The organism is Lewinella cohaerens DSM 23179 (assembly GCF_000379805.1).
Lineage (GTDB): Bacteria > Bacteroidota > Bacteroidia > Chitinophagales > Saprospiraceae > Lewinella > Lewinella cohaerens.
Map to the genome: position 1 here is coordinate 66,201 of NZ_KB903539.1, position 21,193 is coordinate 87,393.

15 protein-coding genes are annotated in these 21,193 nt (G+C 45.5%); 9 read left to right on the forward strand and 6 right to left on the reverse strand.

What is annotated here, in order from left to right; genetic code table 11:
* Nucleotides 1-8: 8 nt before the first annotated feature.
* Nucleotides 9-1,223 carry a BaiN/RdsA family NAD(P)/FAD-dependent oxidoreductase gene (locus A3EU_RS0109280; protein WP_020535875.1) on the reverse strand — a complete coding sequence of 405 codons (1,215 nt, stop codon included), beginning with the start codon at nt 1,221-1,223 and terminating at the stop codon, nt 9-11.
* Between the two features lie 118 nt (nt 1,224-1,341).
* On the opposite strand from A3EU_RS0109280, the gene A3EU_RS35255 reads away from it, so the two are divergent.
* Nucleotides 1,342-1,464, forward strand: a complete 123-nt coding sequence (locus A3EU_RS35255; RefSeq protein WP_281169151.1) for a hypothetical protein — start codon at nt 1,342-1,344, stop codon at nt 1,462-1,464.
* 348 nt (nt 1,465-1,812) lie between these two features.
* On the forward strand, nt 1,813-3,852 hold the full coding sequence (locus A3EU_RS0109290) for a kojibiose hydrolase (protein ID WP_020535877.1): 2,040 nt from the start codon (nt 1,813-1,815) through the stop codon (nt 3,850-3,852).
* Nucleotides 3,853-3,947: 95 nt separating this feature from the next.
* Here A3EU_RS0109290 and A3EU_RS0109295 read toward each other — a convergent pair whose 3' ends face one another.
* Nucleotides 3,948-4,298: a hypothetical protein gene (locus tag A3EU_RS0109295; protein WP_044085638.1), complete on the reverse strand. Its 351-nt coding sequence runs from the start codon at nt 4,296-4,298 to the stop codon at nt 3,948-3,950.
* Between the two features lie 636 nt (nt 4,299-4,934).
* Between A3EU_RS0109295 and A3EU_RS0109300 the strand changes: the two genes are divergently transcribed.
* A complete protein-coding gene (locus A3EU_RS0109300; RefSeq protein WP_020535879.1) occupies nt 4,935-5,696 on the forward strand; it encodes a nucleotidyltransferase domain-containing protein in 762 nt (253 codons plus the stop codon).
* Complete coding sequence (locus A3EU_RS0109305; protein WP_020535880.1) at nt 5,693-6,766, forward strand: DNA polymerase beta superfamily protein; 1,074 nt, start codon at nt 5,693-5,695, stop codon at nt 6,764-6,766. The genes A3EU_RS0109300 and A3EU_RS0109305 overlap by 4 nt, the downstream gene beginning before the upstream one ends.
* A 183-nt stretch (nt 6,767-6,949) precedes the next feature.
* Here the strand turns inward: A3EU_RS0109305 and A3EU_RS0109310 are convergent, their stop codons facing one another.
* The 3 genes from A3EU_RS0109310 to A3EU_RS33585 all read right to left on the reverse strand — a co-directional run bounded on the left by A3EU_RS0109310 (nt 6,950) and on the right by A3EU_RS33585 (nt 10,955).
* A complete protein-coding gene (locus A3EU_RS0109310; protein WP_020535881.1) occupies nt 6,950-7,870 on the reverse strand; it encodes a DUF2167 domain-containing protein in 921 nt (306 codons plus the stop codon).
* A gap of 388 nt (nt 7,871-8,258) precedes the next feature.
* The gene (gene paaZ, locus A3EU_RS0109315; protein ID WP_020535882.1) at nt 8,259-10,295 is read right to left on the reverse strand and encodes a phenylacetic acid degradation bifunctional protein PaaZ; all 2,037 of its coding nucleotides are present in this window, start codon (nt 10,293-10,295) and stop codon (nt 8,259-8,261) included.
* A 150-nt stretch (nt 10,296-10,445) separates the two neighbouring features.
* Nucleotides 10,446-10,955, reverse strand: coding sequence for a YkgJ family cysteine cluster protein (locus A3EU_RS33585; RefSeq protein ID WP_071596855.1), 510 nt, complete (start codon nt 10,953-10,955; stop codon nt 10,446-10,448).
* A 178-nt stretch (nt 10,956-11,133) separates the two neighbouring features.
* Between A3EU_RS33585 and A3EU_RS0109325 the strand changes: the two genes are divergently transcribed.
* From A3EU_RS0109325 to A3EU_RS0109355, 5 genes are all read left to right on the forward strand, one after another.
* Nucleotides 11,134-11,517, forward strand: a complete 384-nt coding sequence (locus A3EU_RS0109325) for a hypothetical protein (protein WP_020535884.1) — start codon at nt 11,134-11,136, stop codon at nt 11,515-11,517.
* Nucleotides 11,501-12,577 carry a redoxin domain-containing protein gene (locus tag A3EU_RS0109330; protein ID WP_020535885.1) on the forward strand — a complete coding sequence of 359 codons (1,077 nt, stop codon included), beginning with the start codon at nt 11,501-11,503 and terminating at the stop codon, nt 12,575-12,577. The genes A3EU_RS0109325 and A3EU_RS0109330 overlap by 17 nt, the downstream gene beginning before the upstream one ends.
* A 490-nt stretch (nt 12,578-13,067) precedes the next feature.
* On the forward strand, nt 13,068-13,538 hold the full coding sequence (locus tag A3EU_RS0109340; RefSeq protein ID WP_020535887.1) for a hypothetical protein: 471 nt from the start codon (nt 13,068-13,070) through the stop codon (nt 13,536-13,538).
* Nucleotides 13,539-13,805: 267 nt separating this feature from the next.
* Entirely contained in the window at nt 13,806-15,290 is a 1,485-nt protein-coding gene (locus A3EU_RS0109345) for a T9SS type A sorting domain-containing protein (protein ID WP_020535888.1), read from the forward strand.
* A gap of 264 nt (nt 15,291-15,554) precedes the next feature.
* Nucleotides 15,555-16,205, forward strand: coding sequence for an HAD family hydrolase (locus tag A3EU_RS0109355; protein ID WP_020535890.1), 651 nt, complete (start codon nt 15,555-15,557; stop codon nt 16,203-16,205).
* Between the two features lie 15 nt (nt 16,206-16,220).
* On the opposite strand, the gene A3EU_RS0109360 is transcribed toward A3EU_RS0109355, so the two are convergent.
* The gene (locus A3EU_RS0109360) at nt 16,221-21,107 is read right to left on the reverse strand and encodes an ATP-binding cassette domain-containing protein (protein WP_020535891.1); all 4,887 of its coding nucleotides are present in this window, start codon (nt 21,105-21,107) and stop codon (nt 16,221-16,223) included.
* Nucleotides 21,108-21,193: the final 86 nt, after the last annotated feature.

Below are 21,193 nucleotides of genomic sequence, written 5' to 3' on the forward strand. Positions count from 1 at the left end.
AAATTGGCTTAGGCCAACTTCCCAGCAATAAACGCCGTCGTCCAGGCAGATTGAAAATTGTAACCGCCAGTGATACCATCAATGTCAAGTACTTCGCCAGCGAAGTAAAGATTTTTGCAAACCCTGCTTTGAAGGGTTTTGAAATCGACATCTTGGAGGCTCACGCCGCCGCAGGTGACAAACTCTTCCTTGAAGGTAGTTTTGCCTTGCACGGCGTATACGTCATTGGTGAGCAGGGAAACGAGCTTGTTGATGCCGTTTTTACCGATTTCTCCCCATACTTTATCTTCGGTTAGCTGCGCTTTAGTAAGCAAAAAACGCCAGAGTCGCTTGGGGAGGTCGTAGGGAGCAAGATTTCCTGCGTTCTTCTTAGGGTGCGAACGGGCAATACTTTTTAGGTCGTCACGGACAGTATCGTCATTTCTGCTGGCCGTCCAGTTGATCTGTACATTGAAACGGTAATCTTTTTCACTGAGGATGCGGGCACCGTGGGCCGAAAGCTTTAGTATGGCCGGGCCACTCATGCCCCAGTGGGTGATCAACAGTGGGCCATCGGCTTTGAGTTTGGTGCCTTGAATATTGGCGAGTGCTGGCTCTACCACTACTCCCATGAGTTCGCGTACTGCTTCGCCAGGCATATTAAAAGTAAACAAGGAGGGAACGGGCTCTTCTATCTTATGGCCTAAATCTTCCAACCATGCCAGGCCGCTGCGTTTGGGTGAGCCGCCAGTGGCTACAATTACTTTATCAAATACCTCTGGTGCTTGGTCTTCTTTCAGAAAACTCAACAGCCATTGTTCTTCCTGCTGTTGTAGCTTTTTTACGCCATAGCTGGTTTTGATGTTCACCTCCAAGCGGCGAGCTTCTTTGAGGAAACAATCAATGATGCTTTGTGAACTTTGAGATTCTGGAAAAACGCAATTGTCCTCCTGTATGACGAGGGGCACCCCTCGTTGCTCAAACCAGTTCATGGTATCCTGCGTACTGAATATCCGAAAGGCCTTTTTAAGTTGCCGGGTGCCTCGGGGATAAGCCTTGATGAGTTCAGAAATAGTACTGCAACCATTGGTAACATTACAACGGCCACCTCCCGAGACTTTGACCTTGGCTAAGAGCTTCGATGATTTTTCGAAAACAGTAACCGTCGCTGTCGGATGATTTTCTTTGGCCGCCAGGGCCGCAAAGAAGCCCGCTGCTCCTCCTCCAATAATTGCAACCTTCATGAATGCTGTTGAATCGGTATAATAAAAAGTAAAGGTCTGATTTTTCTAAAGAACCTACTACTTCTTAGCTGGATTTTCGGCATTTTACCGGAAATCGTAGCGGAATTATTAGTAAAAAATGCTTCTGAGAACCTTTAGAATCACCACTGTTCTGAGTACCATTTTAGAGGAGCCGGAAAGAATGGAAGAGGCTGTCTCGCTGCCCGAGTGGGCGACTTGTAGTGTTCAGTATTGGGCATAGCGCCCTCAAGTGGGAGGGCCCTCCCAGCTGTCCGGACCGCCGGAACACCCCTCGCCATTCTGACGAATGGGCACGCGAATATACCTGCTCTCAAGAGTGAGAACAGCCAAGCAATGCGAATTAAAAACCTCTGAATTCCTTTCGGACGAATGAAAGGGTAGTGACCTTCGATTTTTAGTAAAGTAGTCAACTTTACTGGAATACAAATGTAAATAAAAAAAAACAATAATTTTTTAATTTATTGAAAAAGTATTTTTTGTTTATCTTTAAAGAGGTGATCCCAAATGAATGGCCTCTTCTTGATTGATTTACTCAATTCTTCCTATTTTAAAGCAACAAAAAAGAATGATGAAAAAGCAAATCTACCTGATAATAAGCTGGATACTCCTGTGGAATGCGATCGGAGCACAAGACCTTACCAACTCCCCCTGGCATATCCCCGCCACAGATATAGACCACAACCATTATTTTGGGATCACTGTAGCCAATGGTGTGGTTGGACTGGTATCGTCGCCAGAGCCGATGAAGGTGCAGGATGTTGTACTCAATGGCGTTTACGATTACTACCAACGTGGCCGTGTGTCCAATATCCTCAAGACGTTCAATCACATGAACTTGGACTTAGATATTGATGGCCGCCGTATCGGTAGAGCCGATATCAGCAATTTCGCCCAAGTATTAGATATGAAAAAAGCACAACTCGTGACTACCTTCACGGTGGGCACCGATTTGGAAGTTACGCACCGCTTAATGTCTCTTCGGCATTTGCCTTATACTGCCATGAGTATCGTAGAGGTAAAGGCCAAACGTAATTTGGAACTTACGGCGACCAGTACCATCGAAGCACCTGATCATTTGGGGGATGTCCGTAACTATTATGCCGAGATCGATCGGCCTCATGTGATGGTGCCGCTCATGACTTCTGTGGCGAATAGCCCTTCAGGGAAGCAAAAAGTGGCAGCGTCAGTGAGTTTTATCTTTGAAGAGGGCCATGGCCATGAGCCCGACCTGATCCACGAAGATTGGGATTATAACCGGCACCTTACCAAATTTAGGAAACCACTCAAGGCTGGCGAAAGCTATTCTTTCAGTGTGGTAGGGTCTACCTGCGCCAGCCGTCAGTTTGAAGATCCCCACAACGAGGCCGAACGACTTACTATTTTTGCGATGCTTGAAGGCAAAGACCGCCTACTCATGCGTCATCAGCAAGCATGGGATAAACTATGGGAAAGTGACATCATCATCGAGGGAGACTTGCGCGCCCAGCGGGCCGTGCGTTCTGCCTTGTATCATTTGTACTCTTTTGCACGCGCCGGTACCTCTTACAGCCTTTCACCGATGGGCTTGTCTGGTCTGGGGTACAATGGCCACGTATTCTGGGATACTGAAATTTGGATGTATCCTCCTATCCTGGCGATGCAACCCGCTATGGCAGAATCACTGATGGAATACCGTTATGATCGACTAGGAGCAGCTCAACAAAACGCCTTTTCACATGGTTACGAAGGGGCTATGTATCCCTGGGAATCGGCTGATGATGGCACGGAAGACACCCCGGTTTGGGCACTTACCGGCCCTTTTCAGCACCATATTTCTGGCGATGTGTCCTGGGCTTGTTGGAAGTATTACCAAGTGACTGGCGATAAAGATTGGCTACGCAATCGTGGTTGGCCCATCATGAAATCTGTTGCTGATTTCTGGACCAGCCGGGTAGAACGTACTGGCCCCGGACAGTATGACATCAAAAATGTCATTGGTGCCAATGAGTGGCTGGAAAATATCGACAACAACGCCTACACCAATGGCATGGCTATCACCGTTCTCCGCTATACGGTGCAGGCTGCTGTTGAATTAGGGCTTACGCCTGACCCCGATTGGTCACATGTCGCAGAAAATATCCCCATCGTTCAGTTCGCTGATGGGACGACGCGCGAGAATGCTACTTATGCTGGCGAAATTATCAAACAGGCTGACGCCAACTTGCTAGCCTACCCCATGGATATTGTTCAGGGCGAAAAGCGAATTCGCCAAGACCTGGCTTACTATGAACCCAAGATGGCACCAGGTGGCCCTGCAATGTCGGTAGCTGTTTTAGCAACGCTTTACGCACGCCTTGGCGAACCGGAAGAAGCTTACCGTTTATTCAATAAAAGCTATCAACCCAACGAGGTGCCTCCCTTTGGTGTACTGGCAGAAACAGCTGGTGGTACCAACCCCTATTTTGCTACGGGAGCAGGAGGGATGTTGCAAACGGTATTATTCGGTTTTGGTGGCCTAGAGATTACGGATCAAGGAATCATTCAGGGCAAAGGCCATTTGCCTAAGGCATGGAAGTCATTGACCATTACGGGAGTAGGTCGTGATCGAGAGACGTTTAAGGTCGAATAATTCTCTGTTTCTTCAAAGAAAAAAGAACGCCAACTCACGAAAGTATCGGAGTTGGCGTTCCACATCTAAACGTCTGGTATAAAATTCTTGAGCGTTTAGCCTTCAAAACCCAAGGCTCGCAAAGCATCTTCATCTTCTTCAGCGGCAATGACTTTAAGAATGTCACCTGTACGGGAGCAATTGCCACAAAAACCAGGGTGTTCAACTTCTATAAAGTCCAGCTCGAAACTAAGAATGGTAATGCCATCAGCAGTGACGAGGTCAACAATTCGTTGGCCCCAATCTTCGGCACTTTCGTCGCCAATGTCATAGGTACTGCCACAGATGACAATAGCATGGAGCTCTAAGGCTATACTGTTAGGGGGTGCAGGCTGTATCGTGACATTCTCTTTATCACAAGAAAAAGCAAGAAAGGCAAGACACAAAATTCCAATTAGGTTACGCATAGTCATTAGGTTGTATAGGGTTTGTAAATGAACAGAAAGAACTTACACTTGGTAAGACAGCAGCAGCCCAACCAGGCGTTGGGCCTTCAAAAGTGAAGATTGTGTTAAAAGTGAAGAAAATTCGCTGGACTTTCAACATCATCCTGGATGGGATAGTCTATTCCGTGCGTCTGGAATAAAAGTAACCTTCCCAGTTTGATCATGGGCCATGCCTTCGTTCCTCGGCACCAGGCCATTCGTTTCTACCTTCGGTACCACTGCTGTCCTTTGTCCTCCTCCTCCGTGCGGCGTGCTTCGGCCTACAGGCCTGCGCACTAGTTTTATAGTTATTATTTACCGAAAGGATCACTATAACAAGAGATAGAGATAAAAAACGGAAGGCTCATTGTAGCCCTCAGACTAACAGGAGCGTTTGTTTTAAACCGTTACGCCTATCTACCAGCAGATACGCTGTACGTGGTATAATGTCTAATTTAGGGTTGACAAATCCCTGTACCCTGTACTACGTACCTAATACTGTGAGGCTTGTCTTGGTACTTCTCGCTTCTTAGGAATACAAAAAGCCAAGCCTCACGTTNTATTAGGGAACTCCTCGCCTGTAAGTAGCGTTGAGGAATCGATTAAATTATCAGTAAAATGGAAACCACTACGATCGTTCAGCATTTGAAGGAGCTGGAAAAAGAGAGGGGAATAAAAATCCTGATGGCGGTAGAAAGCGGTAGCCGGGCTTGGGGCTGTGCCTCTCCGGATAGTGATTATGATGTACGCATTATCTACATACGGAAACCTGAGTGGTACCTTTCTATCAACGAAGGAAAAGACAATATTGATTATTTTGAAGGGAAGCTGCTCGATGTCAATGGCTGGGATATCCGCAAAGCATTGCGCTTGTTGGCAGGGTCTAATGCGACACCTTTTGAGTGGGCACAGTCACCTGTAGTGTATATGGAGGAGCTCGGTTTTCGCGATCAGCTACTGGCTTTTGCACGCGAGTATTTTCGGCCAGTAAACGCATTGAACCATTATCGAGGCATTGCTCACAATAGCTTGGCGGTAAAGGATGGTGAGGAGATGAAACTTAAAAAAATGTTTTATGTTATCCGTCCTGTTTTGGCTGCGCAGTGGATTGCTCGAAAAAGGACGGTACCACCGATGCACCTGGAAGGTTTGCTGGAAATTGTAGCTGAAGCCAACATCAAGACCATGATAAAGGATTTGATTGTAAGAAAGGCAACAGTAAATGAAGATTACCACTACGTACCCGATCCAAGCTTGGTAGCCTTCCTGATGGAAAGATTAGAAGAGGTGAAAAATATCGAATTGCCAAAGTCTCCTCTTATAGATAAGGAACCCTTGAATGTGTTTTTTCGAGAAGTTCTAACAAATACCTGGAAATGACCATTGATGAATTGAAAGAACGAGGGTTGATTGTCTATGAATGCATCTCAGGAAGCAAGGCTTATGGATTGGACGTGCCTGGCTCTGATACAGACATCAAGGGCGTATTTGTATTGCCTCAGAGGGATTTCTATAGCTTTGAATATGTACCACAGGTTGCTGATGCTACAAACGATACTGTTTACTATGAACTAGGTCGCTTTTTGGAATTACTCAAAAAGAATAACCCTAATATGCTGGAAATGCTGGGTACGCCACCAGCAAAAGTGTTGTTTCGGCACCCCTTGTTGAATGGATTACATCCTGAGCTGTTTTTATCTAAGCGCTGCAAGGGTACTTTTGGTGGTTTTGCGTTTACGCAAATCAAGAAAGCACGAGGCTTGAATAAGAAAATCGTTAATCCAGTTGACAAAAAGCGTAAGACGATTCTGGCCTTTTGTTATGTTTTACATGGGCAAGGTTCTCTGTCTTTGGAGCAATGGTTGATAAAGAATAATCTAAGGCAAGAGCAGTGTGGCCTTGTTCGTGTTCCGCATGCAAAGGATGTTTATGGATTGTTTGTAGGGGGGGGATATCAAGGTGTTCTAAAGAAAGAAAACGCTACCTCTGTTAGGTTGAGCAGCATTCCTAAAGGAGAGGAGCCCCGAGCGTATCTTTATTTCAATAAAGACGGCTATGCTACCTACTGTAAAGATTATCGAGACTATTGGGAGTGGGTAGAGAACCGGAACAACGCCCGCTATGAAAACAATATCGAGCACGGGAAAAACTATGACTCCAAGAATATGATGCACACTTTTCGCCTGCTGGATATGGCGGTGGAGATATTGACGAAAGGAAAAGTGATTGTAGAACGCCCCAATCGGGAAGAACTATTGACGATTCGGTCAGGTGAATGGGAATACGACGCATTGATTGAGCGAGCGCACAAAAAAATGGAAGAAGTTACCGCTGCTTACGAAATCAGCACGCTCCCAGAACAACCAGACGAAGCCGCCATTGATGCTTTGTTGGTGCAACTCAGAAATGCATTTTATCAAATATCCCCTTGGAAGTTAGAAGTATTATAAAGTAATTTTTTACCCCAATATAGAAGATGCCTTGGGGCTGAAAATACAAACGCCGCGCTATCAGCTAATACTGATAACGCGGCGTAGTTTTTAGGCAATTTACAACTAGTTGAGTCAAACAGAATGAGTCCTCAATAGCATCAATAAACCTATACCAAGTACTTCGTACCAAATACCTTACCCTTACCCTCCTCTGCCCATAAATTTCCGGATACCGGCAAATAAGCCAACTACCGCAAGGGCCACGAGCTTCCATGCTTTTAATAGGAAGATGCCAATAGAGGCAAGCAGGCCCGTTTTCAAGAGTACTTTACCAGCAATTAATCCACCGATGCCGTAGGCTGCTAGCCGGTCTACACCAGGACGATAATCGGTATAGCGTTGGCCAGGCTCAAATTCCACACCGGCAAGAATGCCATTAATGTTTTCTTTGATCTCTGGCAGGAGTTCCATCTCGCCAATGGCATTCAGTACGAGGTAGCCTTCTCTGCCCAAGACCCGAATGCTGTAGTTGAGCGTATTGGTTTCCATTTCGTCAAAATTCAGCTCCATGGCCCAGTGTAGCTTTTTAGTCGCTTCATCATAAAAAGGGGGGCTGCCCCAGCCGACCATTCGCACGGTACCATATCCTTGCTCTTCTCGATATTCGCTTTCGGCGGCGGTATCCTCAATGAGGCTTTCCAGGAGTTCATCGTAATCAATATCTTTGGCGTCATCATCGGCTACGTGCCCTTCGTCAGCATAGGTAATGTTGATACCGTAACCATCAAGGTCATTGAGTCCGCCTTCAAGGGGGAAAAGCATTCCCAGTGATGACTCTGAAGAAGGAGGGTTACCCCAGATGTCCGTCAAAATCATCTCCGCATCCGTTGGATTTACGTACTTGAAACCAACAGGAACCTGCAAAATAGCAAGGTTGTCGCCAAGAAGAACAGTATCTGTACGGTAATCAACAGTTTGTGCAACACTGTCGAGGTAAGCTTGATAGAGCGCGAGGTAAAAGGCATCCTGTTCTGCTTCTGATAGATTTAGACTATCAGTTTCGGTGTTTGCCCATAAAGCAGGGGCTGTTCCCAGGAAGAGGAATAGTAATAAATAACGCATGAATAGGGTTGGTTTTAAAGAGGGTGCCTAAGTTTTAGATAACCTCAGTGTCAGAGAAAGAGTTTTGTATGGTTTATAATACGAAAATAGCAGAAAAATAGTTCCTTAGAGCTTGTTTCGCAGTAGGAATAAATCTCAACCCCTATGACTGACTAGCCCTACACCCTTACACCTAGGGTGCCCAATCTGGTGCTTTTCTGATGCGACGGATTTTAGCGCTTTCTTGACAGGCTAAATTGCCAGGTAGAGAGTTGTCCTCAGCCAGGTTGCCGGGCTTCAGCCCGCACCCCTAGAACGGAGAGAACTCCTTGCGGGCTAAAGCCACGCGTAACCTGAATTACCAGCCAGATTGGACAGCCGACCCTTACACTTTTCCACCTTTACCCCCTTACTCCCTCAACTTCACCATCGTCAAAATAGTAGCAATCGCTACCGTCTCATTGGTCTCGTCATAAACTTCCACCGACCATTTTACGATGCCTTTGCGGTAATCTTCATCGTCACGTTTTTGCTGCTCGATCTTTTCCTTGGCGGTAAGGTAAACACCAATGGTCATACCGGGGTAAACGGGCTTGGTAAAGCGACAAGTCTCCAGGCCATAGTTCAATAAAACAGGACCTTTGCGAGGCTCAACGAAGAGTCCGGCAGCCTTACTTAGCACCCAGTAGCCGTGAGCTACCTTCTGTTCAAAAGGTGTGCCTTCCAGCGAGGTCGCATCTACGTGAGCGTAGAAACGGTCACCGGTGAGGTTGGCAAAATTGCCAATGTCATTTTCGGTGACGGTATGCTTAGCCGTAGTGATCGTGTCACCAATCTTGATGTCCTGAAAATGCTTGCGAAATGGGTGGATATCACTCTCCGTACGGGCAGCACCGGGCTGGTACTGTTGGGTCACCTGTGTAAGCATCGTAGGGTGCCCCTGGAGGGCTACCGTTTGTAAATAGTGCTTGACAGAACGAATACCACCCAATTCCTGGCCACCGCCGGCCCGCCCCGGTCCGCCGTGGTTCATCAAGGGCATGGGAGATCCGTGGCCGGTGCTCTCGGGGGCACTTTCACGGTTGAGGATCAGTATCCGACCGTGCTGCGCGCCAGCACCCAAAAGGTACTCCTGCGCCGTGTGGGCATCGTAGGTGCAGATGGTACTTACCAGCGAGCCTTTACCCAGGTTGGCCAACGCAATCGCATCGTCCAATTCGCGATAGGGGAGGAGCGTGCTCACCGGGCCAAACGCTTCAATATCGTGGGTAGCCTTCTGCTCAAATGGTTTATCATTACGTAGCAGGATAGGCGTACAAAAAGCACCCTTATCACGGTCGCCCGAAACTTCGAAATCATCCAATTGCCCGTAGACTAAATCACTGGACTTTAACAGTTGCTGCACGCGTTCTCTCACAACTTGCTGCTGTTTCTTGCTTACCAGTGCGCCCATACGTACGCCTTCGTTGCGAGGGTCGCCAATCGTTGTCTTCGCCAGTTGTTGGCCAAGCGCTATTTGTACGTCTTCAATGTATTCTTCCGGGACAATGATCCGGCGAATAGCCGTACATTTCTGCCCCGCTTTGGTGGTCATTTCGCGGCGAACTTCCTTGATGAAGAGACTAAACTCTTCGGTGCCAGGAGCCGCGTCTTTGCCCAATATTGCTGCATTCAAGCTGTCTGCCTCCATGTTGAAAGGAACAGCCTCGTTTGTAATCCGGGGCATCCCCTTGAGTTTGCGCCCTGTTGCCGCAGATCCAGTAAAGGTGACCACATCCTGGCTGCCCACGGTATCCAAAATACCTACGCCTGAGCCCTGTACAAGTTGCAGACTCCCTTCTGGCAAAATGCCCGAAGTAATGATGTCGCGCACCATCGCTTCCGTAAGGAAACTGGTGATTTCAGAAGGCTTGACCACTGCTGGCATGCCTGCTAGTAAATTGACGGCTACTTTCTCCAGCATTCCCCAAATAGGAAAATTAAACGCGTTGATGTGGATAGCTACGCCCTGACGAGGAACCATCACGTGGGTGCCAATGAACGTTCCTTCCGTAGAAAGGCGAGCCGCTTCACCATCAACGTACCAACGCTGATCACCCAGCTGTTTGCGCATACTGGCGTAGGCAAACAAAGTGCCAATACCACCTTCAATATCTACCCAGCTGTCGCCTTTGGTAGCGCCCGTTTGGTAACTGAGTGGGTAGTATTTCTTACGTAGGTCATTGAGGTGCAGCGCCAACTTCTTCAGCATCAGCCCCCGTTCGCGGAAACTCATCTTGCGCAGCGCCGGCCCACCTGTCTTGCGAGCATAATCGAGAATGTCACCAAACTCCAGGCCCGCAGTGGAACAACTGCCGATCACTTCACCCGTCGAGGCATCAAATTGCGTAAACTCTTCCTGATTGGGACCTACCCATTTGCCCTCGATATAGTGCTGTAACTGCATATTGTTAATAATTTACGAACGTTCGTTCGCAAAGATAAGCGGTTTTTATGATTTGTGGAACAAGTGCTATGGAAGAATGACTTTCTGAAGAAGAAAGTACGTTAGGTTTTATTTTACTTTTGGGCTGTAGCAGCCTTGCGCACTAATCTTTTACCCCGGCAATACCTCCCGCAGCCGCTGCACAATTCTAAAAGTAGCGGGGCAAACACTGGTGTTCTTCAACGTTAAATCCAAAATTTGATGGAAGTTCTTGCGGTCGGTATGGGGATATTCACGGCAAGCGCGTGGACGAGCTTCGTAGATGCTACAGTAATTGTCGTCGCCAAGGAAAGGGCAAGGAGAAGAGTTGAGTACATAATCGCCATCGTCATCCAAGTGCAGATGTTGATCTACCAACGCTGCCGGACGGATGCCCAGGTGACGGGCCACTCGGTCGATGTCTACATCTCGAAAGATAGGGCTAGTTGTTTTGCAACAATTGGCGCAAGCCAAGCAATCCATCTCCTGGAAGACTTCTTCGTGGAGCTCACTGACGGTTGCGTCAAGCTCTCGCGGTGGGCGTTTGCCAATACGGGCGAAGTATTTGCGGTTCGTTTTGCGCTCCTGCTTGGCTAAGGCCTTGATGTCCGGTAAAATTTCGGCGAGGTTTTTCGCTTTCATGGGAGCAAAGGTAAGAAACCGTACAAAAAGGAAGTCTCCGTTTATTTTTTGCCCAATCCTAAGGCAAAAGTAGCTTTAACGTTTATTTTTGCAGCATAGAGTGGCAGTGCTCGGCTTGATTAATATGAGCCATATAAGTTTTCTCGCACACCAGAAATTGCGCAAATAACAACAAAGCATGAAATACCTGATGACTACAATTTTATTGAGCCTTTTTGCTTGCCTTTGTTGGCAATGCAGTGCTGCGGATACATCGGAGGCAAAGTCTACCGCAACGATGGCCGCCGAAAACGGCAACTTTACCATCAATGTAGCAGGCCTCGGTGCTGGAACGGTGCGGCTGGTAGGTATGCTCAATGACCAGCAATTTTTAGTAGATGAGGCAACTTCTGATGCAAATGGTAGTGTAACGTTTACCAAAGATGAGCCTTATCGGCAGGGCATATATTTTGTTTTGCTTTCCAATAATGCCAATTTTCAAATGATCATTGCGGAAGACCAAACCTTCACTTTGTCCACTCAGGTAAATGACTTGGTAGGGGGGGATGCAGATAGAAGGTAGCGTGGACAACCAATTGCTTTACGATAATCTCCGTTACGAAACGACCTACCAAGCTGCTTTAAGCCCTTTATCGCAGCAACTAAAAACGCTTACAGAGGGTACGCCGGAATACACCACCGTCGAAAAACAACGCCAACAATTGATAGCCGACCGTAAAAGCTATCTGGATGAAGTATTTGCGACCTACCCTACTTCCTTTTTCGTCAAGTTTAAGCAGGCGGGCCAGAATCCTGAACTGCGCCGCGAGCTACCCAACGACGCGCAGGTGACCGCTTACCGGATGGAATTTTGGGATAACGTTGATTTCTCTGATGAGCGCTTGATGAATACGCCGGTGATCTTTAATAAAATCAAGCGCTATTTTGAAGAGCTTACGCCGCAGCAACCAGACTCTATCATTCTGTCTTTAGAGCGGCTTGTCGAGCGCTTGCCTACATTAGAAAACTCAGAGTACTACAAGTATTTTGTCAATTACGTAGCGCTTAATTATGAACCGACCAAGACGACGCTCATGGATTCGGAGGCGGTTTTTGTACACATGGTACAGAACCACTTCACTTACGAAAGAGCATTTTGGTCAGATTCTACCAACGTTTATGCCCTCCAATTGCGGGCCGATGAAATGGCAAATAGCCTGGTAGGGCAGCCGGGCCCTAATGTGAAGGCCCGCGATGAGAAAGGCCAGGAGCAGTCTATTTATGATCTCAAGGCGCCCTACATTGTTGTTTATCTCTATAATCCTGACTGTGAGCACTGCCAGGAGCAATCACCTGTGTTGGTTGATTTGTACCGAGGTTGGCAGCAACAAACGCCAGCTTTAGTAGACGTTTACGCGATCGCCATTGATACGGAAGATGCGCTGTGGAAAGATTATATCTCCAAAACAGGAATGCGCTGGACCAATGTTTTTGATCCGTCGAATAAAGCGATTTATAAAACCTATTACGTAAATGTTACCCCTGAGGTTTATTTGCTAGGGCCAGATCGGAAGATTATAGCGAAGAATTTGAATGTGAGTCAGATCAATGATGTAATAGCACGCGACCAGCAGAAAAGATAGACAGGCTCTAAAATAAAGAAGGGAGCTGAGACAGCTCCCTTCGAATCCCCCTTGTAGTTAACCTACAAAAATTAATTCTGTTTTATTGTTAGGGCTGGTATTAAAAAATGCTAACGATGGGGTACATCATCGTTAGCGATGTGGGATTATAAAACTTCTTTGGATTTTTGGGGAAAATCAAAAAACTGGTGTGTGTTTGTTCGTTACGGTTTTAAGACGGCCGTATTTTGTTCGGGTCACAAAGGTAAGATGTTTTTTAAAAAATATTGTTTATTTAATTGTTTTAATTGCTGTTTTTCAGCTGTTTGTGTCTTTTTGTTGAAGGTGAAATGAATTTTCATCCAGGGTTTTACGTAGTTTTCTGTGTGGGTTCACCGCTCTACTACTAATAAAGAATCAATAAAACGATTACTTACTAGGGAAATGAACCTTCCTACAGTAGCTTTGTCTTTTCTTTTGAAATTAAGGAACAGTACAATACTAAGACTTCATGTTAAAAAATACCGCGCTACTAGCTCGTTTGGAATTGGTATGGTGGCTCATTACGGCTATCATTGTTGCAATAATATTAGGCCCAATTCTTTACAAATTACCTGATTATCAATTCCTTTGGCCCAATTTGGTGTTCATTCTGGTGATGGTCACCTTTACCCGCTACATTTTCTTTTTGAAGTATACCTTTTTGGCCACGTGGCGCAATATCAAGGTCGCTATTATCTTCCTGTGTATTTTTATCGCCTTTCTATTGGTTCAGGAGATCAATCTTTTTCAAACCTTCTTGGATGAGAATGGCGTTGAAGCCATTGTCGGTAGCCTTCCGCGCACGGAGCAAGGGCCTATGATGAAATTCATCAAGAGTGAAATGCTTTTGTTTGGTGTAGGCGCAGTGATTACTTGTGGCGTTTTGCCGTTGCGACTGGTGGTATCTATCTGGCGGCGCTGGAATGGGTACGAGGATTAGGAGTTGGGGATGGTTTTATATTGAAGGTTTCAAAGAAATGGTTTAAGGTCGTCTCAAAATTGGTAACGAAATACCGAAAAAACTTTACTTTAGTTGTTAGGTTAAACGAAGGAAATGCGTTTTTCTACGATAGCTTCTATCAAACCTCCTATTCTGAGCTAGAAAGGATGAATGGGTGAGAAATTAATGTAGGGGAGTGGGCGTAGCACTCCTTTGAGTTGTGCATGTATCGAAAGACATTGCTGTTAACAAGCAAAATCAAAACAAATGAAATTAAATTTACTTTGTGGATTTTTTATTCTGACACAATTTCTTTCAGCCCAAACCTTTACGGAGATATCTATCGCCCTTGAATTGGACGGGGTTATGGCAAGTTCCATTGCCTTTTCGGACGTGAACGGGGATGGCAACGATGATGTCCTTATTACAGGGCAGAACAGCTTAAATGAACGAATTGCGAAACTGTATACCAACGATGGGACAGGCAATTTCACCGAAATGATGGGAACCCCTTTCGACGGCGTTATAGCAAGTTCCATTGCCTTTTCGGACGTGAACGGGGATGGCAACGATGATGTCCTTATTACAGGGCAGAACAGTTTAAACGAAGCAATTGCGAAACTGTACATCAATGATGGGATGGGTAATTTCACCGAAATGACGGACATTCCTTTTGACGGCGTTGCTGATGGTTCCATTGCCTTTTCTGATGTGAATGGCGATGACAACGATGATGTCCTCATTATGGGACAGAAAGGTGCAATTCTTGGGAGCGAGCGAATTGCGAAACTGTACATCAATGATGGGATGGGTAATTTCACCGAAATGATGGACATTCCTTTTGACGGCGTTGCTGATGGTTCCATTGCCTTTTCGGACGTGAATGGCGACGGCAACAACGATGTTCTCATTACGGGATCGAAAGGTATATTTATTGAGGACGCGCAAATCGCGCAACTGTACATCAATGATGGGGTGGGTAATTTTACCGAAATGACGGCCACCCCTTTTGAAGGTGTAAGGGCAAGTTCCATTGCCTTTTCGGACGTGAATGGTGACGGCTATGATGATGTTCTCATAACTGGACAGAACGAGCCACCTATTGATAGTGAACGAATTGCGAAACTGTACACTAACGACGGGCTGGGCAATTTTACCGAAATGACAGGTACTCCTTTCCAAGGCGTTAGTTTTGGTTCTATCGTCTTCTCGGACGTAAATGGTGACGGCAACGACGATGTTCTCATTACAGGAGAAAATATTTCATATGAGCGAATTGCGGAACTGTACACCAACGACGGGCTGGGTAATTTCACCGAAATAACGGACATTCCTTTTGACGGTGTTATGTTTAGTTCTATCGCCTTCTCGGACGTAAACGGCGACGGTAAAGATGATGTTCTCATTACAGGGTGGAACAGTCTAGACGAGGCAATTGCGAAACTGTACAAGAACGACGGGATGACATCTTCCATTGATGATTCAATCCTCAGGTTTGATCTTAAATTTATACCCTACCCAAATCCTGTAAAGTCAGGTGATTTGAATATTACTTTCTACTCAGTTGGAAATGGTTTTGTAAACGTAAAAGTGTATAACCTAAATGGTCATCTTTTAAGTCAACAAAAAGAATTTGTAGTAATCGGGGACACGACTCTTACAATTGATATTGGCCCTTTGCCCTCAGGAAGTTATTTCATTCAATTGGATAACGGTAAAGAAAAAGGGACAGCTAAGATTACTGTGCAGTAGAGTAAGAGAAAGGCTAAAGTCTCAATGCCAGGTGTTGAGGCCATTGTCGGCAGCCTTTTGCGCACGGAGCAAGGGCCTATGATGAAATTCATCAAGAGTGAAAAGGAAACGGATACCGCCACTAGAAAAAGATATTGATCTTGCTAAGAATGATCATCTCTATAAAGTTGTTACCGAGTATGAAAACCCCTTGGCTTTTGTGGGGGAACTAAAAGGCTATTATGAAGATCGAATTTTTAAATTGAAGAAAAGAACAAGGAAAGGATGTTGAAAAAAATAACCTGTGTTTTGTTTGATATGGATGGTGTCATTATCGATTCCGAATTACTCCATAAAAAAGCGTACTACGAAACCTTTGTTTCTTTAGGTCTAGAGGTGTCGGAGGAGTTGTACAAAACCTTGACGGGGTCTTCTACCATAAATGCTTTTCAGAAACTGGTAGCACATTTTGATTTAAAGGAAGACCCGAACGAGTTGGTTTTACAAAAACGCAAGCGCTATGTTGATTTCTTTGAGAATGATCCAACCTTACATTTGGTAAATGGCGTAGAGGAGATTATCAAGTATTTCTACAACAAGGGGATGACTTTAGTACTGGCGTCTTCTTCTGCGATGGTAAATATTGATCGTGTGTTTAACCGATTTGACCTGAATCAATACTTTACGGCTAAGATCAGTGGCGCAGACTTAAAGGAATCCAAACCACATCCAGAGATCTTTGAAAAAGCCGCAGTTTTAGGAAACACCCCCAAAGAAAACTGTATTGTTATCGAAGATTCCGACAATGGGGTTAAAGCCGCTAATGATGCCGGAATTTTTGTCTTTGGATACAGAAATCCAATGGCCGCAGATCAAACCTTAGAGAATGCCGATGTGATAATTACGGACTTTGGGGAATTGAGGAGCTATATCTGAGCTGGTTTAAAAAACTCAAACCACCTCTCCACCCATCACGCCACTACCCGGCCCAAGCGTAATCACCCGGTCGGCAGCGTCGATCAAGATGCTATTGTGCTCAATGAAAAGGAGGGTGTCGCCACTATCAATAATCGATTGGAGAACGGTGATTAATTGTAAGATATCAAAATAATGGAGCCCCGTACTCGGTTCATCGAAAAGGTATAACCTGGTACCTTTTCGTTTTTGCATCAATGATTTAGCTAGTTTCAAGCGTTGAGCTTCTCCGCCGGATAAGGTGTTGCCCGATTGGCCCAATCGTAAATGTCCTACTCCTACTTGCTTTAGAATCTTTAAATTTTCTACAATAGCTCCTGTATCGAAAAAAACAATGGCTTCTTGCACGGTCATGCGTAATATTTCGCCTATGGAGCGACCTTTGTATTTGCACGCCAGAACGGCCTCATTGTAGCGCATTCCTTTGCAAGTGTCACAGGTAAGCCAGATATCACTCATAAAATCCATGCTGGTTTTCAGCTTTCCAAGGCCAGCACAAGTGCCACACTTTCCGTTTTTGCTTTGATAGGAAAAGTCAGCTTTCTTCCATCCGGCGTCTTTTGCAGAATCTGTTTTTGAGAAGGTGGTCTTTAGCTGTTCGAGAATGCCGGTATAGGAAACAGGCGTGCTCGATCTGCTTTGTTTCAGCGGCTCCTGGTCAATGAGCAGCACCTCTTCAAACTGATCCAATCCATTTACGGAAGTACAGCCAACGGGGCGGTTTTTCAACCAGGAACGATACAACACCTCTTTAATTAAGCTTGATTTTCCACTTCCGGAAACACCTTTGATAGCGGTTATTTGCCGAGCATAAAAGTTTACATCAATATTCTTAAGGTTATTGGCAAACGCTCCTTTTACGCCAAAGGGAGCACCGTTTTTGTTGTGTTTCTTAACGAGAGGGTGTAGTTGTTTTTGCAGTAATTGATAGGTCACGGAATGCTTCGCATCGGTAATGGCGGAAACTTTTCCTTGGTAGATTACCTCGCCTCCTAAATCTCCGGCACCTGGCCCCATTTCAATCAGGTAATCAGCATTTTGAATGAAAGATGGGTCATGCTCAACTACGACCACGGTGTTGCCATTCGCAACAATACTTTTTAATACTTTTGATAAAATGGCTACCTGCTCTTTATCTAACCCTATGGTGGGTTCATCCAAAACATAGATGACACCAAACAGGTGGGTAGACAATTGCCCCGCGAGCGTAACCCGCTGTCGTTCCCCACCGGAAAGCGTACTCACCGTTCTATCTATGCTTAAATATCCCAAGCCAAGGTCAACAATGGTCTTCAAGGATGTGGTGACTGCTGGCAAGACAGCTTTACTGATGGCCAAAACAATCGGATCTACTTTGTGATCTACTTGCTCCATAAATTCAAGGGCCGAGACAATGCTCAATTGAGAAAGCTCATGAATGCTTTTTCCTAGAAATTTTGTGTTTGCTAATTCCGGTTTTAATCGGCTTCCCTGGCAGGTTGGACACACAACATCATGAAGTAAATCCTCTAAAGCCTTGATATTCTTGTTATGGCGTTTCCGCTGATACTCCTCATCGATATAATTGCAGAACCCTAGCCATTTTGCCGATAAGGATTGTGTTCCGGTTCTTGATTTAGTAGTAAAATCCCAAGTGACATTCCATACGGCATCGCCGGTTCCGTACAGGATAATTTCCTTTATCTCCTCTTCCAGTTGCAGCCAAGGGCGGTCGATATTCAGTTGGAGCTGTTTGGCTACTTCCTTGAGTGTTGCCATGAATTGGCCATTCCTATCAGCATAATAAGCAACAGCCTTATTCACGGATAGCGCACCTTCAAAGATGGACTTCTCCCGAGCAATGACCACCTCATCGGGATTGCATTTGCGTTGTATACCGAGGCCTTCACATTCCGGGCATGCACCCAAATGATGGTTGAAGGAAAAGTGCTGAGCCGTATAGGTTTCTCCTTCCTGCTGCGCTATCCTGGAATACAACAACCTGAAGGCATCATACACGCCTGAAAGTGTACCCACCGTTGATCGCTTGGAAGGCGTTCCTCCCTTCCTGTTGATCCCAATAGCAGGGCCTAAACCAGAGAAGGAAGCGATTTTTGCTTCACTATTTTGTTGAAGAAAACTCCTGTTGTAGGTAGATAAGGACTCCGTAAAGCGGGCGTTGGATTCGGCAAACAAGGTATCATATACCAATGATGATTTTCCACTCCCTGAAACCCCGGTGACGACAGTCAACTGATTCTTAGGAATACGAACATCAATGTTTTTAAGGCCGTGCGTCGTTACTCCATTCAGAATGATCTCCTTGTGAACAAGCCTATCTAGTGAGACGGTCTGCTCAGTTTTGTTAGCCCCGATTGCTAATGACTGCAAATCATTAGCAATCAAACCTCTGCGTCTCTGCGCCTCTGCGCGATTATCCCTTGGAATCCCCTGGTAAACAACTTCACCTCCGTTTGCACCACCTTTGGGGCCGAGTTCAATATGCCAATCGCCCCAGCCAATAATCGCTTCGCTTTGCTCGATACAAACGATGGTATTGCCTTTCTGCTTGATGCGGTCAAACAATAGGAGTAGCGTTTTGATATCATCGTGATGCAAGCCAATACTTGGCTCAATGATCACGTATAAGGTGTCTCCGGTATCCTTTTTCTGTAGCTGGTTGGCAATTTTAATACGTTGCGCTTCTCCTCCCGAAAGGGTGGTTGATGACTGCCCCAGCGTTAGGTAGCCGAGTCCTATCTCTTGTAGTATTTTGAGCCCTGTCAGTACTTTTTTATGACCGTCAAAAAAGGCTATGGCTTCATTGATGGATAATTTATAGGTATCCGCAATAGACAATCCATTGTACTTTATCTGAAGGGTTTCTTTATTAAATCGATCACCATTGCAGGTGCCACATACCAAGTCTACATTGCCTAAAAAGTGCATGCCGATCTGTGTTTTTCCAGCACCTTGGCACGTTTCACACCTTCCTCCTTTGTTATTGAATGAAAAGCGAGACTTGGTGAATCCTTGCGCTTTTGATTCAGGTAAACTAGCGTAGAGATCACGAATATGATCTGACAATCCTAAGTAGGTAGCAGGATTACTACGTGGTGTTTTCCCTATGGGGGAATGATCTATAAAGATCAGTTTGTTAATGGTATCAATATTTTCATGGCGGGCCAGCTTGGCGGGGATATCGGCGTCTATCTCCAGGCATTCTCGCACTACTTTGAGTAAGGTCCCTTTTACCAGGCTAGATTTTCCGGTACCTGATTGTCCACTGACAACATTGAGCTTTCCAAGCTGAAATTCAACGTCAATGTTTTTCAGGTTTCGTTCCTGGCATCCGATAAGGCGAATCGAACCAATTTCTGCTTTTGAATTTTCATCAGCAATTTTCGACGATTGCAAATCGCCTGAAATTAAACCTCTGCGTCTCTGCGACTCTGCGCGATTATAGTCTGTGTGGTTATACTTAATTGCTCGGTAAGTCGGACTAACCTCCTTCAATTCCTCCTTTTGCGAAAACGCTAAAAATGGACCATTAAAAATAAGTTCGCCCCCATTGACGCCAGCTTCTGGGCCAATTTCTATGATATGATCGGCATTGGTAATGGTGTCAATATCATGTTCTACAACAATGACTGTGTTCCCTTTTTTGACCAGTTGTTTAAAATGATAAATCAAGCGCTCGTTTTCTTCAGGATGTAACCCTATAGAAGGTTCATCAAAAACGTAAAGCACATCACTTAAGGGAACCAATATTTGATTGGCCACTCGAATACGCTGAATCTCGCTGGCACGAAGCGATTTCGAGGAACGATCCAAGGTCAAATGCCCCAAGCCCAAGTCTTCCAATAAATCAACTTGAGCCTCTATTTTTTTGATAATCTCATGCGCTACACCTTCCCAGGTATTTGACCGAATCCACGTTTTAAGCGCGTTCAGTTCCAAGGTCACAATTTCTGCTATTGATTTCCCTTGAACGGTAACACTTAGGGCATCGTCATTTAATCGCGTACCATTACACGATGGGCAGGTTACCGCACGCACGTACTTGAGAATATTGGCATTCCGATCTCTTCTGAGAATATCAGACATTATCGGAATCATTCCTTTGTAATGTCCTTCTTCCCGTGGTTTGGCCTTGATTCCTGTCCATTTCAACCGTGATTCAAGACTGTGTTTACCAAAAGGTACTTTGATCTTATCGCTTCCATACAAAACCACCTTGCGTTGCTGGTCGGTCAGCTCCTTCCACGGAATATCGACATTGAAACCTTCAGCTTCACACACTTGATTCAGAACGTCAATCGTCACTTGAGAATACATGATATACCCATTGGGTAATGTTGGCGCGAGTGCTCCTTCTCGAATTGATTTTTCTGGAAAAACGATAAGGCGGTTAAGGTCTATTTGTTCTTCTTTACCAATGCCATTGCAACGTTTACATTTACCAACGGCTGAATTGAACGAAAAGAGGGCGCGAGAAAGCTCGATATTCTTATCTGTGACTCCTGCCCTTGCAAATAGCAAGCGTAACAGATCATAGATGTCCGACATTGTTCCAACAGTAGAACGCGCATGCATTCCTGTCGTACGCTGCCCAATCGCAATCACGGGAGAAAGTCCTTCAATCTCATCCACCTCCGGGCGGCTCAATTTTCCCATAAACTGCCGAGAAAAAGAAGGTAGCGTTTCAAAATACCTGCGTTGTCCTTCTTTGGCAATGATCTCAAAAACAAGGCTAGATTTCCCTGAGCCTGATATTCCAGTCACTGCAATCAACTTGTTGTGTGGAATACGCAGCGAAATGTCTTTCAGGTTGTTCGTCCTTGCTCCTCGAATGACTATTTCCAGACGTGTTTTTGATGGCATCCCGTGAAAATAGTAAAATATTTTTTTGCTTAGCCTTTCGTGTGTTTTTCCTTCAAGCACTGAGTCGTAAACCATCCAACCACCAA

Coding starts and splice junctions, on each gene's coding strand:
- A3EU_RS0109280 (WP_020535875.1), bottom strand. CDS start 1,223: ATGAAGGTTGCAATTATTGGAGGAGGAGCAGCGGGCTTCTTTGCGGCC.
- A3EU_RS0109300 (WP_020535879.1), top strand. CDS start 4,935: ATGGAAACCACTACGATCGTTCAGCATTTGAAGGAGCTGGAAAAAGAG.
- A3EU_RS0109360 (WP_020535891.1), bottom strand. CDS start 21,107: ATGCCATCAAAAACACGTCTGGAAATAGTCATTCGAGGAGCAAGGACG.
- A3EU_RS33585 (WP_071596855.1), bottom strand. CDS start 10,955: ATGAAAGCGAAAAACCTCGCCGAAATTTTACCGGACATCAAGGCCTTA.
- A3EU_RS0109290 (WP_020535877.1), top strand. CDS start 1,813: ATGAAAAAGCAAATCTACCTGATAATAAGCTGGATACTCCTGTGGAAT.
- A3EU_RS0109325 (WP_020535884.1), top strand. CDS start 11,134: ATGAAATACCTGATGACTACAATTTTATTGAGCCTTTTTGCTTGCCTT.
- A3EU_RS0109305 (WP_020535880.1), top strand. CDS start 5,693: ATGACCATTGATGAATTGAAAGAACGAGGGTTGATTGTCTATGAATGC.
- A3EU_RS35255 (WP_281169151.1), top strand. CDS start 1,342: ATGCTTCTGAGAACCTTTAGAATCACCACTGTTCTGAGTACCATTTTA.
- A3EU_RS0109310 (WP_020535881.1), bottom strand. CDS start 7,870: ATGCGTTATTTATTACTATTCCTCTTCCTGGGAACAGCCCCTGCTTTA.
- paaZ (WP_020535882.1), bottom strand. CDS start 10,295: ATGCAGTTACAGCACTATATCGAGGGCAAATGGGTAGGTCCCAATCAG.
- A3EU_RS0109340 (WP_020535887.1), top strand. CDS start 13,068: ATGTTAAAAAATACCGCGCTACTAGCTCGTTTGGAATTGGTATGGTGG.
- A3EU_RS0109295 (WP_044085638.1), bottom strand. CDS start 4,298: ATGCGTAACCTAATTGGAATTTTGTGTCTTGCCTTTCTTGCTTTTTCT.
- A3EU_RS0109345 (WP_020535888.1), top strand. CDS start 13,806: ATGAAATTAAATTTACTTTGTGGATTTTTTATTCTGACACAATTTCTT.
- A3EU_RS0109330 (WP_020535885.1), top strand. CDS start 11,501: ATGCAGATAGAAGGTAGCGTGGACAACCAATTGCTTTACGATAATCTC.
- A3EU_RS0109355 (WP_020535890.1), top strand. CDS start 15,555: ATGTTGAAAAAAATAACCTGTGTTTTGTTTGATATGGATGGTGTCATT.